This window comes from Thermosynechococcus sp. GLH187, assembly GCF_031583395.1.
Lineage (GTDB): Bacteria > Cyanobacteriota > Cyanobacteriia > Thermosynechococcales > Thermosynechococcaceae > Thermosynechococcus.
In genome coordinates, this window is sequence record NZ_CP134175.1 from 2,080,185 (window position 1) to 2,102,281 (window position 22,097).

The 22,097-nt window shown below is 53.5% G+C and carries 30 protein-coding genes; 9 read left to right on the plus strand and 21 right to left on the minus strand.

The window, feature by feature from the left end:
- Window positions 1-134: 134 nt before the first annotated feature.
- On the plus strand, window positions 135-1,565 hold the full coding sequence (locus RHI63_RS10240; RefSeq protein WP_310744516.1) for a mannose-1-phosphate guanylyltransferase/mannose-6-phosphate isomerase: 1,431 nt from the start codon (window positions 135-137) through the stop codon (window positions 1,563-1,565).
- Window positions 1,566-1,580: 15 nt separating this feature from the next.
- Here the strand turns inward: RHI63_RS10240 and RHI63_RS10245 are convergent, their stop codons facing one another.
- The 8 genes from RHI63_RS10245 to RHI63_RS10275 all read right to left on the minus strand — a co-directional run bounded on the left by RHI63_RS10245 (window position 1,581) and on the right by RHI63_RS10275 (window position 6,271).
- The gene (locus RHI63_RS10245; protein ID WP_149819142.1) at window positions 1,581-2,030 is read right to left on the minus strand and encodes a divergent PAP2 family protein; all 450 of its coding nucleotides are present in this window, start codon (window positions 2,028-2,030) and stop codon (window positions 1,581-1,583) included.
- A 51-nt stretch (window positions 2,031-2,081) separates the two neighbouring features.
- Window positions 2,082-3,005, minus strand: coding sequence for a geranylgeranyl diphosphate synthase CrtE (gene crtE / locus RHI63_RS10250; protein ID WP_149819144.1), 924 nt, complete (start codon window positions 3,003-3,005; stop codon window positions 2,082-2,084).
- Window positions 3,006-3,015: 10 nt separating this feature from the next.
- The gene (gene folD / locus RHI63_RS10255) at window positions 3,016-3,936 is read right to left on the minus strand and encodes a bifunctional methylenetetrahydrofolate dehydrogenase/methenyltetrahydrofolate cyclohydrolase FolD (protein WP_310821559.1); all 921 of its coding nucleotides are present in this window, start codon (window positions 3,934-3,936) and stop codon (window positions 3,016-3,018) included.
- 203 nt (window positions 3,937-4,139) lie between these two features.
- Entirely contained in the window at window positions 4,140-4,475 is a 336-nt protein-coding gene (locus tag RHI63_RS10260; protein ID WP_149819148.1) for a hypothetical protein, read from the minus strand.
- On the minus strand, window positions 4,472-4,669 hold the full coding sequence (locus tag RHI63_RS13115; RefSeq protein WP_206200076.1) for a DUF454 family protein: 198 nt from the start codon (window positions 4,667-4,669) through the stop codon (window positions 4,472-4,474). The genes RHI63_RS10260 and RHI63_RS13115 overlap by 4 nt, the downstream gene beginning before the upstream one ends.
- A 77-nt stretch (window positions 4,670-4,746) precedes the next feature.
- Entirely contained in the window at window positions 4,747-5,391 is a 645-nt protein-coding gene (locus tag RHI63_RS10265; RefSeq protein ID WP_149819152.1) for a pentapeptide repeat-containing protein, read from the minus strand.
- Window positions 5,392-5,396: 5 nt separating this feature from the next.
- Window positions 5,397-5,858, minus strand: a complete 462-nt coding sequence (locus RHI63_RS10270) for a Fur family transcriptional regulator (RefSeq protein ID WP_206200077.1) — start codon at window positions 5,856-5,858, stop codon at window positions 5,397-5,399.
- A 134-nt stretch (window positions 5,859-5,992) separates the two neighbouring features.
- Window positions 5,993-6,271, minus strand: coding sequence for a TMEM165/GDT1 family protein (locus RHI63_RS10275; protein WP_310744289.1), 279 nt, complete (start codon window positions 6,269-6,271; stop codon window positions 5,993-5,995).
- A 183-nt stretch (window positions 6,272-6,454) separates the two neighbouring features.
- Between RHI63_RS10275 and RHI63_RS10280 the strand changes: the two genes are divergently transcribed.
- The 3 genes from RHI63_RS10280 (at window position 6,455) to RHI63_RS10290 (ending at window position 9,005) form a co-directional block, all read left to right on the plus strand.
- Window positions 6,455-7,435 carry a hypothetical protein gene (locus tag RHI63_RS10280; RefSeq protein ID WP_206201685.1) on the plus strand — a complete coding sequence of 327 codons (981 nt, stop codon included), beginning with the start codon at window positions 6,455-6,457 and terminating at the stop codon, window positions 7,433-7,435.
- Window positions 7,432-7,758 carry a hypothetical protein gene (locus RHI63_RS10285; protein WP_310821560.1) on the plus strand — a complete coding sequence of 109 codons (327 nt, stop codon included), beginning with the start codon at window positions 7,432-7,434 and terminating at the stop codon, window positions 7,756-7,758. The genes RHI63_RS10280 and RHI63_RS10285 overlap by 4 nt, the downstream gene beginning before the upstream one ends.
- A gap of 104 nt (window positions 7,759-7,862) precedes the next feature.
- Window positions 7,863-9,005 carry a histidine kinase gene (locus RHI63_RS10290; RefSeq protein ID WP_302677664.1) on the plus strand — a complete coding sequence of 381 codons (1,143 nt, stop codon included), beginning with the start codon at window positions 7,863-7,865 and terminating at the stop codon, window positions 9,003-9,005.
- Here RHI63_RS10290 and RHI63_RS10295 read toward each other — a convergent pair.
- Window positions 9,002-9,961: a hypothetical protein gene (locus tag RHI63_RS10295; protein WP_206200080.1), complete on the minus strand. Its 960-nt coding sequence runs from the start codon at window positions 9,959-9,961 to the stop codon at window positions 9,002-9,004. The genes RHI63_RS10290 and RHI63_RS10295 overlap by 4 nt on opposite strands.
- Window positions 9,962-10,074: 113 nt before the next feature.
- Window positions 10,075-11,091 (minus strand): UDP-3-O-(3-hydroxymyristoyl)glucosamine N-acyltransferase, encoded by a 1,017-nt coding sequence (gene lpxD / locus RHI63_RS10300; RefSeq protein ID WP_310453760.1) that lies wholly within the window; start codon window positions 11,089-11,091, stop codon window positions 10,075-10,077.
- Window positions 11,092-11,295: 204 nt separating this feature from the next.
- Here lpxD and RHI63_RS10305 point away from each other — a divergent pair, with 204 nt between their 5' ends.
- Entirely contained in the window at window positions 11,296-11,481 is a 186-nt protein-coding gene (locus RHI63_RS10305; protein ID WP_024125509.1) for an NblA/ycf18 family protein, read from the plus strand.
- 71 nt (window positions 11,482-11,552) lie between these two features.
- Here RHI63_RS10305 and RHI63_RS10310 read toward each other — a convergent pair whose 3' ends face one another.
- Window positions 11,553-12,236, minus strand: coding sequence for a hypothetical protein (locus RHI63_RS10310; RefSeq protein WP_310821561.1), 684 nt, complete (start codon window positions 12,234-12,236; stop codon window positions 11,553-11,555).
- A 232-nt stretch (window positions 12,237-12,468) separates the two neighbouring features.
- Between RHI63_RS10310 and RHI63_RS10315 the strand changes: the two genes are divergently transcribed.
- Window positions 12,469-12,750, plus strand: coding sequence for a hypothetical protein (locus tag RHI63_RS10315; protein ID WP_206200083.1), 282 nt, complete (start codon window positions 12,469-12,471; stop codon window positions 12,748-12,750).
- A 46-nt stretch (window positions 12,751-12,796) separates the two neighbouring features.
- Window positions 12,797-13,519 (plus strand): superoxide dismutase, encoded by a 723-nt coding sequence (locus tag RHI63_RS10320; RefSeq protein WP_310821562.1) that lies wholly within the window; start codon window positions 12,797-12,799, stop codon window positions 13,517-13,519.
- On the opposite strand, the gene RHI63_RS10325 is transcribed toward RHI63_RS10320, so the two are convergent.
- The 4 genes from RHI63_RS10325 to rpsP are packed head-to-tail and all read right to left on the minus strand — an operon-like array spanning window position 13,464 to window position 15,281.
- Window positions 13,464-14,486, minus strand: a complete 1,023-nt coding sequence (locus RHI63_RS10325; protein WP_149819174.1) for a PhoH family protein — start codon at window positions 14,484-14,486, stop codon at window positions 13,464-13,466. The two genes, RHI63_RS10320 and RHI63_RS10325, sit on opposite strands and share 56 nt — an antisense overlap.
- Before the next feature lie 9 nt (window positions 14,487-14,495).
- Window positions 14,496-14,669 (minus strand): 30S ribosomal protein S21, encoded by a 174-nt coding sequence (rpsU, locus tag RHI63_RS10330; protein WP_015126245.1) that lies wholly within the window; start codon window positions 14,667-14,669, stop codon window positions 14,496-14,498.
- A 3-nt stretch (window positions 14,670-14,672) separates the two neighbouring features.
- The gene (locus RHI63_RS10335) at window positions 14,673-15,026 is read right to left on the minus strand and encodes a KH domain-containing protein (RefSeq protein ID WP_181494762.1); all 354 of its coding nucleotides are present in this window, start codon (window positions 15,024-15,026) and stop codon (window positions 14,673-14,675) included.
- A 3-nt stretch (window positions 15,027-15,029) separates the two neighbouring features.
- Window positions 15,030-15,281: a 30S ribosomal protein S16 gene (rpsP, locus tag RHI63_RS10340; RefSeq protein ID WP_149819178.1), complete on the minus strand. Its 252-nt coding sequence runs from the start codon at window positions 15,279-15,281 to the stop codon at window positions 15,030-15,032.
- Window positions 15,282-15,387: 106 nt separating this feature from the next.
- On the opposite strand from rpsP, the gene fabD reads away from it, so the two are divergent.
- Both fabD and RHI63_RS10350 read left to right on the plus strand, forming a co-directional pair.
- The gene (fabD, locus tag RHI63_RS10345) at window positions 15,388-16,278 is read left to right on the plus strand and encodes an ACP S-malonyltransferase (protein ID WP_206200085.1); all 891 of its coding nucleotides are present in this window, start codon (window positions 15,388-15,390) and stop codon (window positions 16,276-16,278) included.
- Window positions 16,275-16,910 carry a 1-acyl-sn-glycerol-3-phosphate acyltransferase gene (locus tag RHI63_RS10350; protein ID WP_206200086.1) on the plus strand — a complete coding sequence of 212 codons (636 nt, stop codon included), beginning with the start codon at window positions 16,275-16,277 and terminating at the stop codon, window positions 16,908-16,910. Before fabD ends, RHI63_RS10350 begins: the two co-directional genes overlap by 4 nt.
- Here the strand turns inward: RHI63_RS10350 and gap are convergent.
- From gap to RHI63_RS10380, 6 genes are all read right to left on the minus strand, one after another.
- Window positions 16,907-17,929, minus strand: coding sequence for a type I glyceraldehyde-3-phosphate dehydrogenase (gene gap, locus RHI63_RS10355; protein WP_310743008.1), 1,023 nt, complete (start codon window positions 17,927-17,929; stop codon window positions 16,907-16,909). The genes RHI63_RS10350 and gap overlap by 4 nt on opposite strands.
- A 23-nt stretch (window positions 17,930-17,952) precedes the next feature.
- On the minus strand, window positions 17,953-18,288 hold the full coding sequence (locus RHI63_RS10360; RefSeq protein WP_206200088.1) for a rhodanese-like domain-containing protein: 336 nt from the start codon (window positions 18,286-18,288) through the stop codon (window positions 17,953-17,955).
- Window positions 18,289-18,340: 52 nt separating this feature from the next.
- Window positions 18,341-19,888 carry an NAD(P)H-quinone oxidoreductase subunit N gene (locus tag RHI63_RS10365; protein WP_206200089.1) on the minus strand — a complete coding sequence of 516 codons (1,548 nt, stop codon included), beginning with the start codon at window positions 19,886-19,888 and terminating at the stop codon, window positions 18,341-18,343.
- Between the two features lie 145 nt (window positions 19,889-20,033).
- Entirely contained in the window at window positions 20,034-20,930 is an 897-nt protein-coding gene (locus RHI63_RS10370) for an LD-carboxypeptidase (RefSeq protein WP_206200090.1), read from the minus strand.
- 1 nt (window position 20,931) lies between these two features.
- A complete protein-coding gene (locus RHI63_RS10375; protein ID WP_206200091.1) occupies window positions 20,932-21,468 on the minus strand; it encodes a DUF2808 domain-containing protein in 537 nt (178 codons plus the stop codon).
- A gap of 3 nt (window positions 21,469-21,471) precedes the next feature.
- Window positions 21,472-21,993, minus strand: a complete 522-nt coding sequence (locus tag RHI63_RS10380) for a transcriptional repressor (RefSeq protein ID WP_206200092.1) — start codon at window positions 21,991-21,993, stop codon at window positions 21,472-21,474.
- Window positions 21,994-22,097: the final 104 nt, after the last annotated feature.

Here is a 22,097-nt window from a genome sequence, read left to right on the forward strand (position 1 = left end):
CAGAAATCGTTCCTCATTGTAGGGGATCGCTTAATGCAAATAAATCAAGCAATTCAATCAAGCAATCAAGATAGACTGACTGCGGCTAAACTACGCTTAAGCGTTGCACTAACTAGATTTCAGGAAGCCTTGCAATGAACTGTATTCCAGTGATTCTATCCGGGGGATCAGGCAGTCGCCTTTGGCCCTTATCGCGCCAAGCCCATCCCAAGCAGTTTATGCGTTTAACGAGCGAAGGCGCAAGTCTGCTGCAACAAACGTGGCAACGCTTGCAGGGTTTACCCCAAGTGCAACCGCCAGTGGTGGTGGCCAATGACGCCCATCGCTTCCTTGTAGCGGAACAATTTCAAGAGCTAGGGGTGACACCAACGCGGATTTTGCTCGAACCCTTGGGGCGCAATACGGCTCCTGCGATTACCCTTGCTGCGCTCTACGTCACAGAAGTCCTCGCCACCGATGCCATTCTTTTGGTGCTACCAGCGGATCATTTAATTCAGGATGTTGCCGCCTTTCAGCAGGGGCTACAACGGGCACTTGCACCCGCCACCAAGGACTGGTTAGTGACCTTTGGCATTACCCCCACCTCTCCCCATACAGGCTACGGCTACATTCGGCGGGGGGAAGCTCTCAGTGAGGCCCACACCTATCGGGTGGCAGAGTTTGTCGAAAAACCCGATTTGGCAACGGCAGAGGCTTATCTAGCGGATGGCCATTACCTTTGGAATAGCGGTATGTTTCTCTTCCGCGCCCAGAGCTTCTTAGCAGAATTGGCACAGCAGCAGCCAGACATTTTGCACCATTGCCGCTTGGCACTGCGGGAGGGACAGGAGGATTTGGACTTTATCCGCTTGGCCAAAGCACCCTTGAGTCAGTGTCCCAGTTTATCGGTGGACTATGGGGTGATGGAAAAGACGCAAAAAGCAGCGGTAGTGCCCCTAGAGTGCGGCTGGAGTGATGTGGGGTCTTGGTCGAGTCTCTGGGAGGTGACACCCAAGGATGAATTTGGCAACAGTTGCCGTGGCAATGTCCTTCTCTATAGCAGCAAAGAGTGCTTTGTTCACAGTCAGCATCGCTTGGTGACCCTACTGGGGGTCGACGATCTGATCGTTGTGGAAACAGCCGATGCCGTTCTCATTGCCCATCAGAAGGCAGCACAACAAGTCAAACAAGTGGTGGAGCAACTGCAAGCGCAAGGGCGCCCGGAGGCGGACAACCATCCCGTCGTCTATCGTCCTTGGGGGCACTACACTGCGATTGATGCTGGTCATCGCTTTCAAGTGAAGCGGATTACGGTCAAGCCGGGGGCGAGTCTTTCGCTGCAACAGCACCATCACCGCGCAGAACATTGGATTGTTGTCAGTGGTACAGCGGAAGTTACCTGCAATGGCAAAACGTTTCTGCTGACGGAGAATGAGTCCACCTATATCCCTGTGGGCGCTGTGCACCGCTTGGCCAATCCGGGGAAAATTCCCCTTGAAATGATTGAAGTGCAGTCGGGAGCCTACCTTGGCGAAGATGATATTGTCCGCTTTGAGGATCGCTATGGTCGCGAGACAGGGCGATAACCGCTGGGCAAACCCTTAGACCGCTAGCCAAGCGATCGCCACCCCAAGGGCGGAACCAACGATGACTTGAATGGGGGTGTGCCCCAATAACTCCTTGAGGCGGGCTTCTGCCAATTCGTGCCCATCTTGGAAAAATTCATCAACAATTTGATTGAGAATGCGGGCTTGTTTACCAGCGGCTTGGCGCACCCCGGCCGCATCGTACATGACAATGCAGGCAAAGACAACGGCGATCGCAAACTCAATGCTATCCCAGCCCCGCTGCAGCCCCACCCCAGTCGCCAAAGCAGTAACAAGGGCGGAATGGGAACTGGGCATGCCCCCCGTTTCCACCAGAACGCGGAAATTGAGCTTGCGGTGTTTGGCAATGTCAATCAGTAACTTGAGCATTTGGGCGATCGCGCTGGCGGCGAAAGCGACCCAGAGGACATGGTTAGCCAGTAGCTCACGAAGACCGTCCATCATGGTTACGGACAAGGACAAACTCTGCGCCCATCCTAACCCACTTCGGGATCGTTAATGACTGCGGCTGGTAATGTAGTCGGCGATCGCCTGCAAAGGAACGGCGGCTGCCCCATACACAGCCAACTCTGCCTTCGCCTCTGCCACCAAGCGTTCAGCCTCTTGGCGAGATTTTTCCAGACCCCACAGGCGCGGGTACGTCATTTTTTGGGCGGCCACATCTTTACCAACGGTTTTACCGAGGACATCGCGGGTCGAAGTAATATCCAAAATGTCATCCACAATCTGGAACGCCAAGCCAATATTTGCCGCATAGCGCGACAGGCGAGCCACATCAGATTCATTCGCCCCCGTCAGTAATGCCCCAGAAACCACAGAGGCCTCCAGTAATGCCCCCGTTTTGTGGGAGTGGATAAAGTGCAGCGTTTCTAGACCAATGTTCGGCTGCCCTTCACACTCCAAGTCCACCACTTGACCGCCCACCAATCCCGTTGCTGCCACCGCATGCCCCAACCGCGCCACAATTTTCAGCAGATATTCTGCGGGCACGTTTTTCGTTTGTTCCACCACATATTCAAAGGCATAGGCCAGTAAGCCATCCCCCGCCAGAATGGCAATATCTTCGCCATAGACTTTGTGATTTGTGGGCTTGCCGCGACGGTAGTCATCATTGTCCATAGCCGGCAGATCATCGTGGATCAGCGACATCGTGTGGATCATCTCTAGGGCACAGGCGGTGGGCATGGCCATTTCCACGGTGCCCCCCATCAGTTCACAGGTGGCCAAGCAGAGAATTGGGCGCAGCCGTTTGCCCCCTGCCATCAGTGAATAGCGCATCGCATCGTAAATTTTCTCTGGGTAGGCAACGGGGATCGATGCTTCGAGGGCAGCTTCCACAAGGGCTTGGCGTTCTTTGAGGTAGGCCTTGAGATCAAATGTGCCGGCGGGATGGACTTGGGGGGGATCAGCGGAAATCATGAACAACTCCTCAGGGTGCGGGCGGCATAGAGGTCAACGAGAGCAGGGGCTGGTGCCAGTTGTGACGGCGACAATAGCTCCATACAGTATTGTGCAACAACATGGCAACGGTCATCGGACCGACGCCCCCCGGAACAGGGGTAATATAACTGGCCACAGCACAGGCAGCCTCATAGTCCACATCGCCCCAGAGACTCGATTTGCCGTCGGGGCGTTGAATGCGATTAATCCCGACATCAATGACCACTGCCCCCGGCCGAATCATGTCGGCAGTAATCCGCCGCGGCTGTCCCATCGCTGTGACTAAAATCTCAGCACTACGGGTGACACTGGCAAGATCACGGGTGCGCGAGTGGGCGATCGTCACCGTTGCATTGGCAGTGAGTAACATCAAGGCCAAGGGCTTGCCGACCAAAATACTGCGACCCACGACCACTGCCGAGCGACCTGCAACATCAATGCCATAGGCGACCAAAAGCTGCATCACTCCAGCAGGCGTACAACTGCGCAGTCCCGGTTCATCGCGCACGAGCCGACCGAGATTTTCGGGATGCAGGCCATCCACATCTTTATCCGGATGAATCGCGTATAGCAGGGGACAGGGATCAAGGTGGGGTGGTAGGGGTAATTGCAGCAGAATGCCATCCACCCGTTCGTCCTGATTTAGCTCAGTAATTCTGGCCAATAAATCCGCTTCTGTAATGGTGGCCGGTAAATGGGCACCAAAGGATTGAATCCCGACGCGGCCACAGGCTTGTTCTTTGGCACGGACATACACGGCACTGGCGGGATCATCACCAACCCGCAACACGGCCAACCCAGGCGATCGCCCCCACTGGGCTTGAAACGTCCGCACATGATCAGCCAACTGGCGTTCAATGGACTGGGCTAAGGATTTGCCATCAAGGCAGGCAGCGGAGTTTGCAACCAAAGGACACCTTAAAATTGATCAATCACGAAAGTCTAGGGTTGAGTTGCCGAATGCGTTTCCATCGGTTGGCAACAACATCGAACTAGTTTACCTCAAACAGGGAACACCAAGGCTAGCATTGATCAAGTTCTCTCTGCTAAGCCACCGCAGATAGGGAATTGCGCCAGAAGAGTTAACGAATTGTGCCAAAGGCTTAAGAATCGCTAGGGGCGATCGCCCGAAGGGGAGGTTCGCTCCACTTGAATTTTGGCAATGGCAGGGGTAGTACACAGGTAGGTCAGCACATCCTCCGCACTCATCAGGCGCTTGAGCACCACTTGGCCAATGGTTGAGGCCGGGTCAGGATGGCTGGGCTTCACTTCTACCATGAGAACCATCTCCTCCACTTGGTACAGCCAGAGCTTTTCCTCCCCCTCTAGAATGTAGAGGCAGGTACGGGTGATCACGGGCGATCGCCGCCACGCTTGCTCATTCCAGAGGCCTTGGGGTTCCCACACGCGGCCAATCTGCCACCCCTCAGTGAGGAAAAAGTATTTCATGCCACGGGTGGCGATTCATTCCCTTGGGCACTGGCGGCCTCCTCAGGTTCCATAGAATTAAAACAAGCTGCCGCTATCAGCAAAAATGGCGTTCCTGGCAGGAGGGGTAAAATAAAGCCGATAACCCCAATAATTCCAAAAATCACACCAAGAACCATACGTGCTGTATTACGGATGCTTTTAGTCACAGGCATTCCCTTCGAGTTGCAATCGGCGAGGATGATTCACCTCTAACGTAGCCTGAACCTTGCCTTTTCACAAGTTGCTGGTGCTAAGCTTTATCGAGAATCGCATCCCGCAGATCCATGCCGTCCATTTCTGCTTTGTAGAGGTTTGCCCCCTTAAAGTTGGCACGGCGGGCATTGGCCTTCGACATCTTGGCCGCAATGAGAACCGCATATTCAAAGTTCGCCTCAATGAGACTGGCACTTTCAAGAATCGCTTCTTGCAAAATTGCGCTCTTGAGATCGGCCAAGTGCAGGTTGGCCTGAAAGAGATTGGCACGGGTGAGGTTGGCATAGGCAAGGGTCGCTTCCACTAGGCTCACTCGCCGCAGTAGCGTGCCCACCAAGTTGGCTTGGCGCAGATCGGCCATGGCAATATTTGACTTGTAGAGATCAGCACCCGCTAAGGTAGCCCGTTGTAAACAGGCCCCCTGCAAATCTGCCTCAATCAGGTCACTCATGTAGAGGTTTGCTCCAGCCATGTAGGCATCCTTGAGCAAAGCGTTGCGCAGATCCGCCCCCGCTAAATTTGCCTGATCAAGATTGGCATTGGTGAGGTTGTACAGCTCCAAATTGGCGCCAGTGAGATCGGCTTGTCCCAGATCAGGGCGAATATCACTGTTTTGCTCCCGCCATTGATTCCAAGCGGTAACCCCCTGCTTGAGAAGCTGAAGATGTTGGGGATTGGCCACGGCAGTTATCCTTGGGCACTCGGATCAGTGTTTTGATAACCGTAAAAATCAATGCGATAGTCAACAATTTTCACGCCAGTTTTTGCTTCAATCTCAGCAATGAGAGAGGGGGGTAGCTCAACATGAACGTCAATAATTTTCTGGCTATCGAGACAATTGACATGGCTGTGACTATCACTGATATTGCCGTAAAGGCGCCCATCGGCACGCTCAACGCACTCAATAATGCCATGCTCGGAAAGGGCTTCGAGATTCTGATATACAGAGGTATGGCCGATGTCTTTGCCGGCTTGATTCAGGCGATCGTAGATCTGCCGCGCTGAGAGGTGATCCTTGGCATCCCAGAGCAGTTCAAGAATGGCACGCCGCTGCCGACTGAGCCGCAATCCAAGCCGCTGACAGCGATCGATCGCATCCTCAAGGGAACGAATGGGGGGTAGGGGACTGGGAGCAGGAGACGTGAACACGGCGCTATCCTAAAAAATAAAATTCAAACAGCAGATTTTGCTTAGCTAAGTAGCCTATTGCAGTTAAATCGCAGTTTTAGGGTTATCCATTTGCTAACCTGTAGTCACTATGATAATCAATCCTTTGGTTATAATCAAATTTGCTCCTTGTCAAGGCTGTCAGCCGCTCTTTGAGACAGCAAATAAAACCCCAGAAAGGCAAACATCATGGCAGCGATCGCCTTGACCACTTTCACGGGGATCAATGTGGCAATCCCACTGCCCAAAAGCACACCGAAAAACGTTGTACACACCAAGCCAGAGGCCACGCCTAGAAAGACAGCGGTAGCGGAGCGGGCATTACTCCCTAAAGTAATCGCCACCAGTTGACTCTTGTCCCCCAGTTCTGACAAGAACACAATCGCAAAACTCACGGCGAAGGATTGCCAGTCCATCCAATTTCTCCAAAGATGTTGCTGCTATAGGGCAGATTAACGGTATGGGCAGTTGCGGTCAACGATCGCTAGTGGCGCAGGGTGGCAGGATCAGCTTAAAACAAGTTACGATTCTTAATATCAATTCTGCTTATAGCCCTGTTCTAAATGGCGGAGGTGCTCATGTTGAATACCACTACTGACGGATCGAGCGCGATCGCACCGGACACCACCTCCTTGAGCAGTCTGGCACAGGCTTGGGCAAAGCGCTATATTACCAACCTCAACACCACCGCCCTTGCGGAGGATGATCCAGCGGTGGTTGCCCCTCGGCTCTTGGCCGAATTGCGGAATGCCAGTGTCAAGGCTTGGCAGCGCACTGAAGGCTTTTTGGCCGCAGAGATGATTCGCCATGGCATCCCAGCGGAACTGGTGGATCCTTGGAGCATCTCCAAAGACATCCATGACATTTATCAGCGCACCCTCAAACTCTACGAAGCCGGCAAGGGCACCCAGCAAATGACCGCCAAGCTGGCTAGTGCCATCAGTGAGATTCGCCGCCGCTATACTGCCGTCGATCCGCGGGTGATTGGCTTTGTCAGTATGCAGTTTCACCACACGGGGGTATTACTGCTAGAAGTGGCACCAACGAGCCAACGTCCGATCCTCAGTAGCTTCTTCAAAGTTATTGATGATCACCTCTACATGCCCTTGCACCGTGCCTATAACGCAGCAGCCAACTACGACTACAATGATCCGGCCTTGGCTTTAGTGCGCCATCTGTTGCCCCAGAGCACGGCGATCGCCACCGCTATTTGTGATCGTGTTGCCGAACTCAACCCCCAGCACCGCTGTTTTAGTGGCCCTTTGACCCAAGCCAGTGTGCGTGTTTCCAGTATTCGCGATGTCGAGATGTTCCAGATCTACCTCTGGGTATGTCTTTTGGAGCAAAGCCTTGAGGCGCTGCAACGAGAACTCTTTCCCCTGTGTTTGATGCTTTATCCTTCGCTGAATGTGATATGGGAGCTAGTGTTTCAAATGGTGCACCTTTTGGGTAAGGAAATACAAACCCGTGCCGCTGGCTATGATACAAGTGTTTTTACCCCCTACTATCTATCTCTCCGAGAAATGTTTGATCCCAAGATTTTTCAAGGACTCCTATGATTCCCAATTTGCAGCAGGTTTCTCTCTCCCCCATTGCCATTGCGGGGTCTGGTCTGTGGGCGATCGCCCTGTACTGGGGCTTTTATCCCACGGGGCAAGCCTTAATACAGCGTTTAGTGACGTGGCTAGGGGGTGAAGCAAACCAAAGTGCCGAATTCTGGGCAGGGATGGTGGGGCTAGTTCCCTTTATTCTGGTGGGGACGAGTTGCTTTATCCTCTGTAGTTTGGGCTTGGGACAAAGTTGGGCCTTGAGTTTAGGCCTGATGGCAACCATCGGTGGGGCAATCTACGAACTTGGCCGGCGGGATGGCCAACAATCCTAGGTTGGGTTGCGGGGGAGAATCCGCTAACATTTAGTTAATCTTTATGGTGTTTCCTAGAGAGGAAGCGCACTTCGTTGCCCCTGAGAATACTCGCCGGTGATTCAATGAAAGCGTCTGCGGATGCCAGTTCTACCCAAGAAACGACACCGCCGCTCAGTTTGCTCCTGTTTGTTGCTAATCGTCCGGGCGATGAAGAGGAAACCGCTGCTATTCAAGCCCACATTCAGCAACTACCCTCGAACTTTGGCTTTGAGTTAAAAGTGGTGCCCATAGGTGAGCAGCCCTATCTCCTAGAGGAGTACAAGCTGGTTGCCACGCCTGCCTTGATTAAAGTCCGTCCTGAACCGCGTCAAACCCTCGCTGGTCGTAAGCTGCTGCAAAAAGTAGACTATTGGTGGCCGCGCTGGCAGCGGGAAGTGGCTCTCGGCCTACAGGCAGATATGCAAAAGTCGGCAGCGGAGCAGTCCGATTGCTCGATGGAACTCAGCCGCCTGAAGGATGAGCTGTTTCAACTGCGCCAAGAGCGCGATCGCCTTGCCGAACAACTGCAATTCAAAGATCGGATTATTGGCTTGCTGGCCCATGAGTTGCGTAACCCCCTCACTGCTGTTGGCATTGCCCTTGAAACCCTCGAAGCCAACCTTCAGGAAGAGAGCACTCAGCAACTCCATATTGAGGACATCCAACGCCTGTTTCACCATGCCCGCAGTCAAACCCAGATGATGGGACAACTGATTACGGATTTACTCTTAGCGGCGCGCGGACCCCAAGATAAGCTGCAAATTATGGCACGGCAACTGGATCTGCGACAACTGTGCCAAGAAACGGTTGAGGATGTGCGCCTCAATTTTGAACGTAAAAAGCAGCACTTTACCACCGACATTCCTTTGGATTTACCCTTGGTCTATGGCGATGGCGATCGCATTCGTCAGGTCCTTGTTAATCTGCTGGACAATGCCTGTAAATACACTCCTGAAGGGGGCAAAATCCACCTGAGCGCCTTTCACCGCATGACTCAAAAAGTACAAGTTACCGTCTGTGACACTGGCCCCGGTATTCCCATTGAGCAGCAGGAAAAAATTTTTGGCGAGACGGTTCGCCTCGATCGCGATCGCACCATTGAAGGCTATGGCATTGGCCTTGCCCTTTGCCGCCAAATTATTCGTATGCACTACGGCCAGATTTGGGTGGACTCCCAACCGGGAAAAGGCAGTTGCTTTCACTTCACACTGCCCGTTTATAGCTAGCGCTGCCCTTCCTTAACCATGCGGGCGATCGTTTCAGCGCGCAGATAGGGATCAGGCCCAAGGGGCAAAATTTCGTAGAACTCGTTATCTGGCAAGCGCATCAGTTGTAGGGATTCCTGCTCGCGATAGATCACATAGACTCCCGGTGGCCATGTTTTGGCACTGCGCACTGGCACAGGAATGTCACGGCGCTCTTCGCCAACGCAGGCAAGGCGTACCACCTGTGTATTGGGACGATAGACCACCTTATCTTCACGGGTGCGCCGAAATAAAAAGCGATCCAAAACCTTGGGTAGAATCTCTGTTTCTGTGCCCCCCAATTGCAAATTCAAATCCAGCAATTTGTCTTCAAGGGTAAGTTCAATGATGTGGGGTTCAGGGACGAGGGGTTGGGAGTGAATCTCAGTGGTCTCTTGGGGCGGTTCGGCGTTAGGTTTCACCTTCTGGACAATTTGGCTGATGTATTCCAGATCCACTGTCGTGATTTTCTTAAAGGTGACAAACCAAGAGAGGAAACTGATCGCCACTGCCGGTTCCAGTGTCGTAATCAAGGCTGCTAAGTCCAACTCATCGAGACGAATCGCCTTGAGGGCAGCCTCAGTTTGACCCAAGACAACGGCTTGATCCCCTGCACTTAAGTGTTTGAGACTGCCGTAGAGCAATCCCAAATCAATGGTTTCTTGACAGCCTTGGGTGGAAATGCGATAGGTGATGTCGTAGAGCCAATCTAGCGTCACCAAGTCATGGTTGAGCATCCAGAGGGCAAAGTTAAAGGCCGTTTGGGGAAAGGCAGCTTGGGCAATGCTTTTGACAATGACTTGGGCGCGATCGCGCTGGAGCAAGGTAAGTAAGGCTGCTTGCTTGTCTGCCTTGGTTGTCAGTTCATGGTAGCCAAGGAGCGCTTGGAACAATTCCTGATCACTGGGCAGTAATCGAATGGCTGCTGGAGGAGTCATAAGCTTTAGTGTCGCAGATTCGTGTGACCCATTGCCCCTCACCCTATGATGAACGATCCAAAAGGCAACCCTAGCCCTTAATTCCACTATAGAGGGTGGTTAGAATATCTATGCTATCCCCCTACCTTTGCTTCCAATTGGCGCACTCGCTTGAGGAGATCCGGCAGCTGCTTCACTGCGGCTGAAACCTTGAGGTAGAGGGTTTGATCCATGGCCGGAATCCCCCCCATGCGGCTATCTGGGGGGACAGAGCTACTGATGCCGGATTTAGCAGAGACAATGGTGCGATCGCCAATGGTCAAATGACCCGCTGCCCCCACCTGTCCCGCCAGAACGACATGATTACCAATGTGGGTCGAACCCGCTAAGCCCACTTGAGCACAGAGAATCGCGTTTTCACCGATGGTACAGTTGTGAGCCACCATCGTCAGGTTGTCAATCTTCGTGCCATTCGCCACAGTAGTCTCCCCGAGGGTGGCGCGATCAATCGTTGTGCCGGCACCAATTTCGACATCATTGCCAATGACCACGGTGCCCACTTGCGGAATTTTATAGTGGCGACCATCGGGCAGAGGCACATAGCCAAAGCCATCACCGCCGAGGACAACACTATTTTGCAGAATGACGCGATCGCCCAATTGTACCCGCTCCCGCAGGGCACAGTGGCTATAGATACGGCAATCGGCGCCAACCACCACATCATCGTAGAGCGTGCAATGACTATCAATTACTGTGCGATCGCCAATGCGCACGCGATCGCCAATCACGGTATAGGCACCAATCGTCACATCCGCTCCCAACACCACATCGGCTCCCAGAATTGCCGTCGGGTGAATTTTGGCGGAGGGTTTGGGTTGCGGATAAAACCATTCAATACATTTGGCAAAGGCAAGGTAGGGATGGGGCACCCGCAGCAGGGGACAGGCTGCCTCCCCTTGAAAATCGGGACGGACAAACACAGCAGCCGCTGCCGTGGTCTGCAATAGAGCGGTGTACTTCGGATTGGCCAGAAAAGAGATATCCGTGGCTGTTGCTGTTTCTAAGGGGGCTACCCCCAACACGGGGCGATCGCCCTGCTCTGGACAATCAAGGGTTGCCCCAAACCGTTCGGCCACCTCTGCCAACCGCATCTTGCCGTCCTCATCATCAAACTTGAGTTTTAGCTCAGTCTATCAGGTCTCGTTTGTGAAACCGATCAAGAATTTAGCGAAATCGTTCATACTGAACATTTTATCCTTTGCACGGGTGATATTCATTGAGTGGCAACTTTGTCAATGTGTTTGTTATATTTTTTAACACGTATGCCCGATAACATGGAGTAAGGAGTACATTCTATGGAGCAACGCTTCCCCGAACTGAATGTTGACCTCAGCTTTGAACAGGAGTTTCAAATGCGGGTGATGGAGGAGCAAGTGAGTGCCATGAGCCTTCAGGAAGCGCGTGAGCTACTGTTGCAAGCCTCTCGCCTATTGATGATGAAAGACAACGTCATTCGCTCCTTGGTCAAACGCGCTGCCTAGGTCACACAGGTGTGGGACGGACCTCTTTCTCCACCTTGCTTCCGCCGTCGAATCAAGTAGGGGATAGTGGCCTACCACGCACGGGGCTGAAACTGCGGGTCGTTGAGAATCGTCACCCCATCCCCCGACTGCGCCAACACAAACAAACCTTGCCGATAAGCGTAGCGAGCCACCTCGGGCGGCACAATCATCCCTGCCACGGCACCCAAGAGTTTGGTGCCACGATACTGGTGAGCTAGACGGCGAAATTTCGCAATCCGCTCTAAATGTTCATCAACATCCCCTTGGCTAAGTTTTGTTTTCACTTCGATGAGAACGGCTTCATGGGTGTTAACGACCAACAGATCAATTTCTAAACTCTCGTTGCCGTCTTGAAGAATCACATCACTGTAGAGTTGAGAAACAGCAATTCCCCGACTCTGAAATAAGCGCAACACGGCTGGGCGGACTTGCCACTCCACAAATTCCCCAAGGCGATTGCCCAGTTTGCCAATTTGTTGGTTGAGCTGCCGTGCTTCTTCTCGGAGCAACCGTTCGGTTTCTTGAAAACGCCGGTCAGTCTCTTGGAACCGCCGATCTGTTTCTTGAAAACGTTGAGCCGTTTCCTGAAATCGCTGTTCAAGATCCTGAAAACGCCGATCTGTTTCTTGAAATTGTCGCTCGGTTTCCTGAAATCGGCGTTCTGTTTCCTTTTGAGCCGCCAGTAGCTCTGCCAATAATCGCCAAACATCTTCAGGGGTGTATGCCTGTGTCATTCTGGATTGATAATTGCCAACAAACTGGTGCGTATGCCTTACCATCATAACTTAGGAAACAATACAGAAGCTTGGTAGCTTCAACGCTTCAGTACGAGGGAAAAAACCCAAAAAGGACTTTAGTTCCAGAGGATATAATAAGAATGAGGGCTGACCTTGGTGAAAAAAATAAGCGGTTAGAAGAAGCCTACTGTAAAAATTATTTGCGATCGCTCCTAAGAGGTATTGATATATGACTCGTCCACTGCTGCTGAGCGTGGTGTTGCTGGGGATATGTTATCCCTTGGCCACGTTGGCGACTCCCCTGCCCCCGATCTTGAATCCCATTTCCCCGACCACCGGCTTTGAATCCTCGGAAATGAACCGCCTTTGGCAAAATCAGTGGCGTTCTAAAGACCGCCGTGAGGCCAGTACGATGCTGCAACCATCCGCTGACAAGGTGCTACAAATTGAAGTGGATGGCCAACTGCTGACGCCCAGCCAAGCTCAACAACTGCTACTGCGCCAAGAATAATCCTGCGGGACTTAAACTATTAGCGGGAACATTTCACGTACTCGCTATGCCCCTAACCCGTCGTCAAACCCTCGGCCTCCTCGTCGGCAGTGCCGCTACACTCTGGTTGCGATCGCGCCCAGCCGTGGCTGAAGGTGAGCCGTCAGAAATTTATACGCTGCCGCCTTTGCCCTACGGCTACGATGCTCTAGAGCCAGTGATTGATGCGGAGACGATGCAGCTACACCATGACAAACACCATGCGGCCTATGTGAAGACGCTGAACAAGGCACTGACGCCCTACCGGCAATGGCAGGGGCTACCTATTGAGGATTTACTGCGCCACATTCGCCAACTACCCACCGCTATCCAACAAACCGTGCGCAACCACGGCGGCGGCCATGCCAACCATTCCCTCTTTTGGCAAAGTATGGCACCGAATGGGGGCGGTGAACCCACGGGGGAGTTGGCCACAGCAATTGCAACCACCTTTGGCTCGTTCTCAGCGTTTCAAACCCAGTTTCAGCAGGCGGGTCTGAAGCACTTTGGCAGTGGCTGGGTCTGGCTTGTGCTGACGCCCCAAGGAAATCTGGCCCTTACCACCACACTGAACCAAGATTCGCCGCTGATGCAAGGGCAAGTGCCGATCTTGGGCAATGATTTGTGGGAGCATGCCTACTACCTGACCTATCGCAACCGTCGCGATCAGTACCTAGAGGCTTGGTGGCAGGTGGTTAATTGGCCTTGGCTGAGCGATCGCTACGCCCAGATGCGCGCTCTTTTGACTTAGTAAGCAAGGCCTGCTCATGGCGATCGTAGGCATCAATAATTCGCTCGACAAGGGGATGGCGAATCACATCCCCCTTGGTTAAATAACAAAACGCGATCCCTTCGACATCTTTGAGAATTTTCGTGGCCACACTGAGGCCGGAGGTTTGATGTTCTGGTAGATCGGTTTGTGTCAAGTCCCCCGTCACCACCAAGCAGGAGTTAAAACCAATGCGGGTCAACACCATTTTCATTTGGGCAGGGGTAGTGTTCTGGGCCTCATCGAGGATGACAAAGGCATTATTGAGGGTACGCCCTCGCATATAGGCCAAGGGAGCCACTTCAATCACCCCCCGCTCCATCAGGTTACTAATTTTCTCCGGCTCCACTAGTTCGTAAAGAGCATCGTAGAGGGGACGCAAATAGGGATCAATTTTTTGCTGTAAATCTCCCGGCAAAAAGCCGAGCCGCTCCCCTGCTTCCACCGCAGGCCGTGTCAAAATCAACCGCTCATAAGTACCCGACAGTAGCGCTTGGACGGCTAGAACGGTGGCCAAGAAGGTTTTGCCGGTGCCCGCTGGCCCAATGCCAAAGGTGAGTGTGTGGCTGCGAATGGCTTGAATGTACTGGCGCTGGCGAAAGGTTTTGGCACGAATAATGTCGCCACGACGGGTGCGAGCCAGAATATCCTGTTGCAGCTCTTGGAGGGCTTCCCGCTGCTGGGTGTCGTAGGCATGGCGGACGGTGAGAATATCTACCCCAGACACAGGACGCCCCTCGCGCCAGAGGGTACCGAGGTCTTGAATCAGTTGTTGGCAGAGTTGGATTTGAGCAGGGGTACCAGTGATGTAGAGATCCCGCCCCCTTAAAACAAGGGTCGCCCCTGTTTGGGCGGCAAAGATGCGCAGGTTGGCTTCTTGCTCACCGACAAGGGCGATCGCACTCTCAGTGCTGTGGAGGTCAATCGTGAGGCTTTCCCTCGTGGTCATACCCAAGGCTTAGCGATTGCGCTTGCGGGCGGCCTCCTGTTTGCGTTTGCGGCGCAGGCTGGGTTTCTCGTAACGTTCACGCCGTTTGACTTCCGAAAGAATGCCCGCTTTTTGGATTTTTTTCTTGAATCGCCGTAGAGCGGACTCAATGGATTCGTTTTCACCTAAACGCACTTCAGACACGCGCTAACTTTGCCTCCTTGATGATGGATAAGAACGACGACGGGATCGCCGGGGGCGATCGCTCCCTTGATGATCTATTTTAGGTGTACTTTTGGCATCGTCATAGACATCTAAGTAAACCTGCTGACCGGCGGCTTGGGCAGCAGCCTGTAAAACCGCTCGAATGGCATGGAGATTGCGACCGCCACGGCCATAGACCCGTCCCTTATCCTCGCCAGCAAAGGCAAGGCGTACCCAGATGCGAGAATTGGCAGGGGAAAATTCCGCATGCAGCCGTAGGGTTTCTGGTGCTTCCATAAAGGGTTCCAGCAGGAAGCGAATCAAGGCAGCGTAATTGGGGGCAGCCGACTCAGTCATTGCCTATTTTTTGGCAGTTTCAGGGAGAAGATTCGCTTTGACAAACAGCCGCCGCACGGTATCTGTGGGTTGTGCGCCCTGCGCCAAACGCCGCTTGATAGCCTCTTCCTTAAGGCGCACTTCATCACGGATCGGATCGTAGAAGCCCAATTCTTCGAGGGCACGCCCATCGCGGCGATCCGTATTATTCATGGCCACAATCCGATAGGTGGCGTTCCGTTTTTTGCCGTAGCGTTTGAGACGCAGTTTAATCATGTCAGCCTATGGAGATAAAAGGGGCAGATTTTTATCGACAATTTTCTAGTATAACGGACATCCCAAATCGGGTAAAGTAGATTGCGGTTCGAGTTGAGCACTGCCGATGACAAAGACAGCATGGTTATTTCCCGGCCAAGGGTCGCAACATCCAGAAATGATGGCGGATTTGCTAACGGCCTATCCCCCAGCCGAGGAGCGGTGCGCACAGGCAGCGGCTATTTTGGGGTGGTCGGTCATTGAGTGCTGTGCAGGTCGTATCGGTAACTTAGATCAAACCCTCTATACCCAGCCGAGTTTGTTTCTGGTGGAGAGCTTGCTGGTGGATGCCCTCAAGGAACGGGGGGCAAAAGCGGACTTTGTTGCGGGGCATAGTCTCGGCGAATATGTTGCCCTCTATGCGGCGGAGGTTTTTGACTTTACAACAGGACTGAAGTTAGTGCAGCGGCGAGCCGAACTGATGAATGCCGCCGGGGGGGGCAAGATGGTGGCCTTGATTGGCTTTGACCGCGAGCAGTTGCAAGAGGCGATCGCCAGCACAGCCAATGTGGTTCTGGCCAATGATAACCATCCGGGGCAGGTGGTGATTTCGGGGCTGCCGGCAGCGGTGGACGCGGTGCTAGGCAAAATTAAGGTGAAGCGAGCGGTTCCCTTGAATGTGAGTGGGGCTTTTCATTCCCCGTTTATGGCGGAGGCCGCAGCCACGTTTGCCACGCTGCTGGAGGAGTACACCTTCCACGAGGCGATCTTTCCCGTTTTGAACAATGTCGAACCTGAACCGACAACAGATGCAGCGGTGATCAAGGCACGCTTGCGATCGCAGATGACCGGCTCTGTGCGGTGGGTGGACACCTGTCATGCCCTTGCGGCAGCGGGGGTGACCCAAGCCTTTGAAATTGGTCCCGGCAACGTATTGGCAGGCTTGGTTAAACGCACGACCCCAGAGATCACCGTTACCAGCATTGCCACGATCGCTAGTTTGGAGAGCCTTGGGTGAGTCGCGATCGCGAGCCGCTGATCAGTTTGCTCCTCTACCATCTTTTCAAATGGTCAGTGGTGAGTCCACTCCTGCACACCTACTTTCGCGGGCGCATCTATGGTGCCCATCAGGTACCGCTGCGAGGGCCACTGGTGGTGGTAGCCAATCATGCCAGCTACTTTGATCCACCCCTGATTTCTAACTGTGTGCGCCGACCGGTGGCTTGGATGGCCAAGGAGGAATTATTCCAGATTCCCATTTTTCGGACATTGATTCGGTGGTATGGTGCCTATCCTGTGAAGCGGGGAGCCGGCGATCGCCGCGCATTGCAGGCCGCCCTCAAAGCTCTAGAACAGGGTTGGGCAGTGGGGGTCTTTTTGGAGGGCACGCGCACGAAAGATGGGCGCATCTATGATCCGAAATTGGGGGCAGCACTCATTGCCGCCAAAGCTCAGGCGCCTCTATTGCCCGTCTGCCTTTGGGGAACCCAAGAGATTCTCAAAAAAGGTGGATTTCCCCGACCGGTTCCGATTACGGTGCGCATTGGTGCCCCCCTTCCGCCCCCGGCTTCGGGCGATCGCCCTGCCCTAGAAGCAGTCACACAGCACTGCTGCGAAGTGATCCACCGTCTCCATGACTTGGGTCGCTAGAGCAGACCATCCTTAGCGGCCATCAATTTGAGGAGATCCACCACACGGCAGGAATAGCCCCACTCATTGTCGTACCAAGCCACCACCTTAAAGAAATTGGCATTGAGTTGGATCCCGGCTGTGGCATCAAAGATACTGGAGCGGCCATCACCGATAAAATCACTGGAGACAACGGCCTCTTCGGTATAGCCAAGAATGCCCTTGAGTTCACCCTCGGCCGCTGCCTTCATTGCCGCACAAATCTCGTCATAGCTCGTGGCCTTCTCGGTTTTGAAAGTTAAATCCACCACAGACACATCGGGTGTGGGTACGCGAAAGGCCATCCCCGTCAACTTGCCCTTGAGTTCGGGCAACACCAGTGTCACCGCTTTAGCAGCGCCGGTAGAGGCGGGAATAATATTTTGGCCAGCCCCGCGGCCGCCGCGCCAATCCTTCTTACTAGGACCATCCACCGTCGGTTGGGTTGCGGTGACAGAGTGCACCGTGGTCATCAAGCCCTCAGCTAGCCCAAAGGTTTGATGTAGGACCTTCGCCACCGGTGCCAAGCAATTTGTCGTGCAACTGGCATTAGAGACAATCACATCCACCGCTGGATCAAAGGCCGCATCATTAACACCAACGACAATTGTTTTCACCTTGTCGGCATCCTTGGTGGGGGCTGAAATCACCACTCGTTTCGCACCGGCCTGAAGATGCTGCGAGGCGCCATCATAGCCGGTAAATAGACCGGTGGATTCAACAATGTAGTCGGCGCCAACTGATCCCCAAGGCAGTTCTGCGGGATTGCGAATGGCCGTACAGGGAATGAACTTACCATCAATTTCAATGCCCTCTGCCGTGGCCTTGACGATCCCCGGATAGATGCCGTGGGTGGAATCGTACTTAAAGAGGTAGGCAAGGTTATCCGCAGGCACGAGATCGTTAATGCCGACAAACTGAATATTGTCGCAGGCGAGACCCGCCCGTAGCACCAAGCGGCCAATGCGGCCAAAGCCATTAATACCGACTTTCAAGGTCATGAAAACTCTCCCAAGGCAATCAACTAATAACGGGGTAGGGTTGGATCCACTGCCGCAGCATAGGCATCAATACCACCGACAATGTTTTTCACATTACGGAATCCCTGCTGAATCAACCAGTGACCCATTTGCGCCGATCGCACACCGTGGTGGCAGAGTACCAAGGTTTCCCGATCTGGATCAAAGAGCTGGCAAATTTGGGGCGACCATTGGGGAAACGCACTCAGGGGCAAAAGGGTGAAATGGGGGAGGTGAACAATCGCCCACTCCTCTGGTTCCCGCACATCAATGAGTTGCAAGGTATCCGCCTCTGTGGCTAGGCGTTGCGCCAATTCCACCACTGTGATTTGTCCTAGCATGGCTTCCCCTTGATTCTAGGGGGATAGATCGGGGATCGTACTAAAGTCATCCTTAAGATTTACCTGCCGGCGGTAGGCTTTGGTAAGCCACCTCGATCGCCGTCGGTTGATGAGCCACTTGGGGCACATCTAGTACTGCCGTATTCACCAAGTTAAAGAGGGGATTGGCCAAGATACCCGCCAAGGAGGTGGCAATCACCGTCATCACTAGACCCACCTGCAACGGACGCATGCCAAAGGTTGACCAAGAAACCTCGGGATAATTTTGCACAGCTAGGGACATTTCTTGGGGTTCCTTGACCACCATCATCTTGACAACACGAATGTAGTAGTAAATCGAGATCACACTCGTTAATAGACCCAGCAGCACCAGACCATAGGCACCGGCTTGCCAACCCGCCCAGAAGAGGTAAATTTTGCCAAAAAAGCCGGCCAAGGGAGGAATTCCGCCCAAGGAAAGCAGACAGAGGCTCAGGCCGAGGGTCAGCAACGGGTCTTTTTGATAGAGGCCGGCATACTCACTAATTTGATCGGTACCCGTGCGCAGGGAGAAGAGAATCACACAGGTAAAAGCGCCAAGGTTCATGAAGAGGTACACCAGCAGGTAAAAGAGCATACTGGCATAACCTGCCTCAGTGCCAACGACAAAACCAATCATCACAAACCCCGCTTGGCCAATGGAGGAGTAGGCCAGCATCCGCTTCATGCTGGTTTGGGCAAGGGCAACCACATTGCCAAGAATCATGCTCAGGATCGCCAACACCGTAAAGATGAGTTGCCACTGATCGGTGACACTGGGGAAGGCCAAGGTCAAAAAGCGAATGGCAAGGGCAAACCCAGCCGCTTTGGAGCCAACGGAGAGAAAGGCAACCACAGGCGTAGGGGCACCCTCATAAACATCGGGCGTCCATTGGTGAAAGGGCACTGCCGAAATTTTGAAACTAATGCCAGCAATAACAAACACTAAGGCCACCACCAGACCCAAGGATTCCCCAGAGAGAGCTTGGGCAATTTCTGGTAACTGGGTGTGCCCACCGGAGAGGCCATACAACAGTGACGATCCATAGAGGAAAATGGCAGAACTGGCCGCACCAATCAGGAGATATTTCAAGGCGGCTTCGTTGGAGCGGCTATCGCGCTTGGTGTAGCCGGTGAGCAGATAGGAGGCAATACTCAGGGTCTCTAGCGCCACAAAGATAAACACCAGTTCTTGGGCACCGGCAATGAACATGCCACCCACCGTGGCCGTCAACAGAATCGTCATAAATTCGCCGAGGGAACTGCCGGTTTGCTCAACATAGCGAATGGACATGAGAATCGTGCCCAAGGCTGAAAGGGCAATCAGTCCCCGGAAGAAGAGGCTGAGGTGATCAGAAATAAAGCTGCCAAAGAAACTGACGGTGTCGGGCTGAGTCCACAGGGGAATCATCGTGGCGATCGCTCCCCCTAAACCGACAATGGCAAAGTAGGGGGTCCAGCGATCGGCTTGGCGTCCCTGAATCAAATCTGCTAGGAGGACAACAAGCAGCGTCACAATCACGATGGTTTCCGGCAAAATGGTGCCTGCATTCAGCTGTCCGGCCAGTGTCACCAAATCCATAACTCTTTACGCGCCTTGATGGAATCCCCCATATCTTATCACCCAGATTTTCATTTCATTGTTTGCCCGCGATCGCCTTCTGCTTATGAGTGGGATTAGTTTTTACCAATCTCGGCACTGGCAGAGGTGGTATTTTGATTTTGGGTCAGAGCAATAGCCGCAAAGAGCCGCGATCGCCATCTAGCTCAGCTGCCACCCCCACCGGTAATGCAGCATTGACCCCCTCATGGCCAAAGGGCAAGTCACTGACAATGGGAAGCCCCAAATCCGCCAAGCGATCGCCCAAAACCTCAATCACGCGAAAATTGGGTTGGGTGGTGGGATCCTCACAGCGACTAAAACGACCGAGGGCAATCCCCTGAATCTGATGCAACACACCACTGCGGCGCCACTGCGTCAACATGCGGTCAATGCGATAGGGGGCTTCACCCACATCCTCTAGGGCTAAGATCACATTCTCAAAAGAAGGACAATCAGGCGTCCCCAGTAAATGAGTCGCGACTGTTAAATTCCCCACCAAAAGACGACCCTGCACCACACCGCCCCCCCAACCCGTTCCCAAGAGCGGCTCTAGGGGTTTGCCCCGCACCAGATCAAAAAGCCGCTGCTGACTCCAAAGGGGTTCTGCCGCCAGCGTGGTGAGTACTGGGCCATGGACACCGGCCACCCCTTGGTTAGCATAGCTCCACAGCAAAGCCGTAATATCCGAAAAACCAATCAGCCATTTCGGTGATACCGCTGGCCACTGCCACTGCTCCAACAGACGAGTCGCTCCAAATCCGCCCCGCCCGCAGAGAATACCCTTAATAGAATCATCTTGCAATAAGTGCCGCAGGCGATCGCGCCGCTGTTGATCGGCACCCGCAAGGTAGCCCCAGCCGGCAAAGGCCGCCTCATCGACAATCACCTCATAGCCCTGAGCTTGCCAACAGGCCACTCCCTGCCAAAAAGGTTCCCTTTGGCGGAGGACACCACTAGGAAAGGCGACGGCAAGGCGATCGCCCGGCTGAAGCGGCGGCGGTAATGTTGCAAAGACGGTCACGTTAGAAAAAATTAGAATTGCGGTAAAACTGCAAGCGCCCCGTGCCGATATTTTGACCTATGGCGCGATCTCCTCCCCGAGGAAAGGCTGTCACAGCAAAAAGATACGTCCCATCCCATTGGGGATTGCGCACAGGAGCAACCTCAACCCGCAGGTACCACCCCGGTGGCACAGGGGGATCAAAGGTCACTGTGAGCAGCGCTGAATGGCCATCAAAGGTCACCTTGCCCAAGGGAATCGGCTGGCGGGAGCGATCGCCGATAAAAACACGGGTACGTTGGGGCAAAAAGTAAATCGTCTCAATGCCGGGCAGTTGTTGAATGTCGAGCCGGGCAAGGGGTTCGCCTGCGGTGGTCGGTATCTGCACAATGAAGTTGTAGGTGGTATTCGTTAGCCACACTTGAGGATAGCGGGTATTGGCTTCAACAAAAATGGGTGGCTGATCAAAGGCCACCCGACCATCGGGAAACTCAACCCCTAGGCTCTGAGGGGGCAAAGCAGCTATGCCAACAAGGGCGATCGCGAAGGGTCGTCGCATCCCTTATTTACCCCGCGAGGGGGGTTCTGTGCCGTGGGCGATCGCGCTACTACAGACCCAGTTTTCCGGCAGGCCGGGGTAACCGCGCCGCAACGCCTCTGGACAAATGGTATAGATCGTCAGTTGGCAATCAATCAATTGCACACCATACTTCTCCGTCTGCTTCAGAGCCTGCTTGAGAATCGTATCATTGTCGAACTCCATTGTGCGGTTGCATTGCACGCACACCATGTGGTGATGGTGGTGCGGAGACATTGTATTGAGTTCGTAGTGCTTGTGTCCCTCGGCCAGTTCCAACTCCCGCAGAATACCCATCCGTGACATCAACTTCACAGTGCGATAAACGGTGGATAAACTAATGGAGTGTCCCTGTTTACGCAACTCATGGTGCAGGTCTTCAGCACTCAGGTGGTTGCCCTTAGGCAGATTCTGGAAAATATTGAGAATGGTTTCTCGCTGTGGCGTCAACCGCCAGCCCTTCTCATTCAGTTCTGCCTTTAAGGCTGCTGCTGTATAAAGTGGCATAGGAGATTCGCGTGATCTGCCGATATTTGGTTTGCATGATAGCCGACAACAAGTGTCATTTGCAACAACCACAGCTTATTGAGAATAATTACAATAGTTTTACT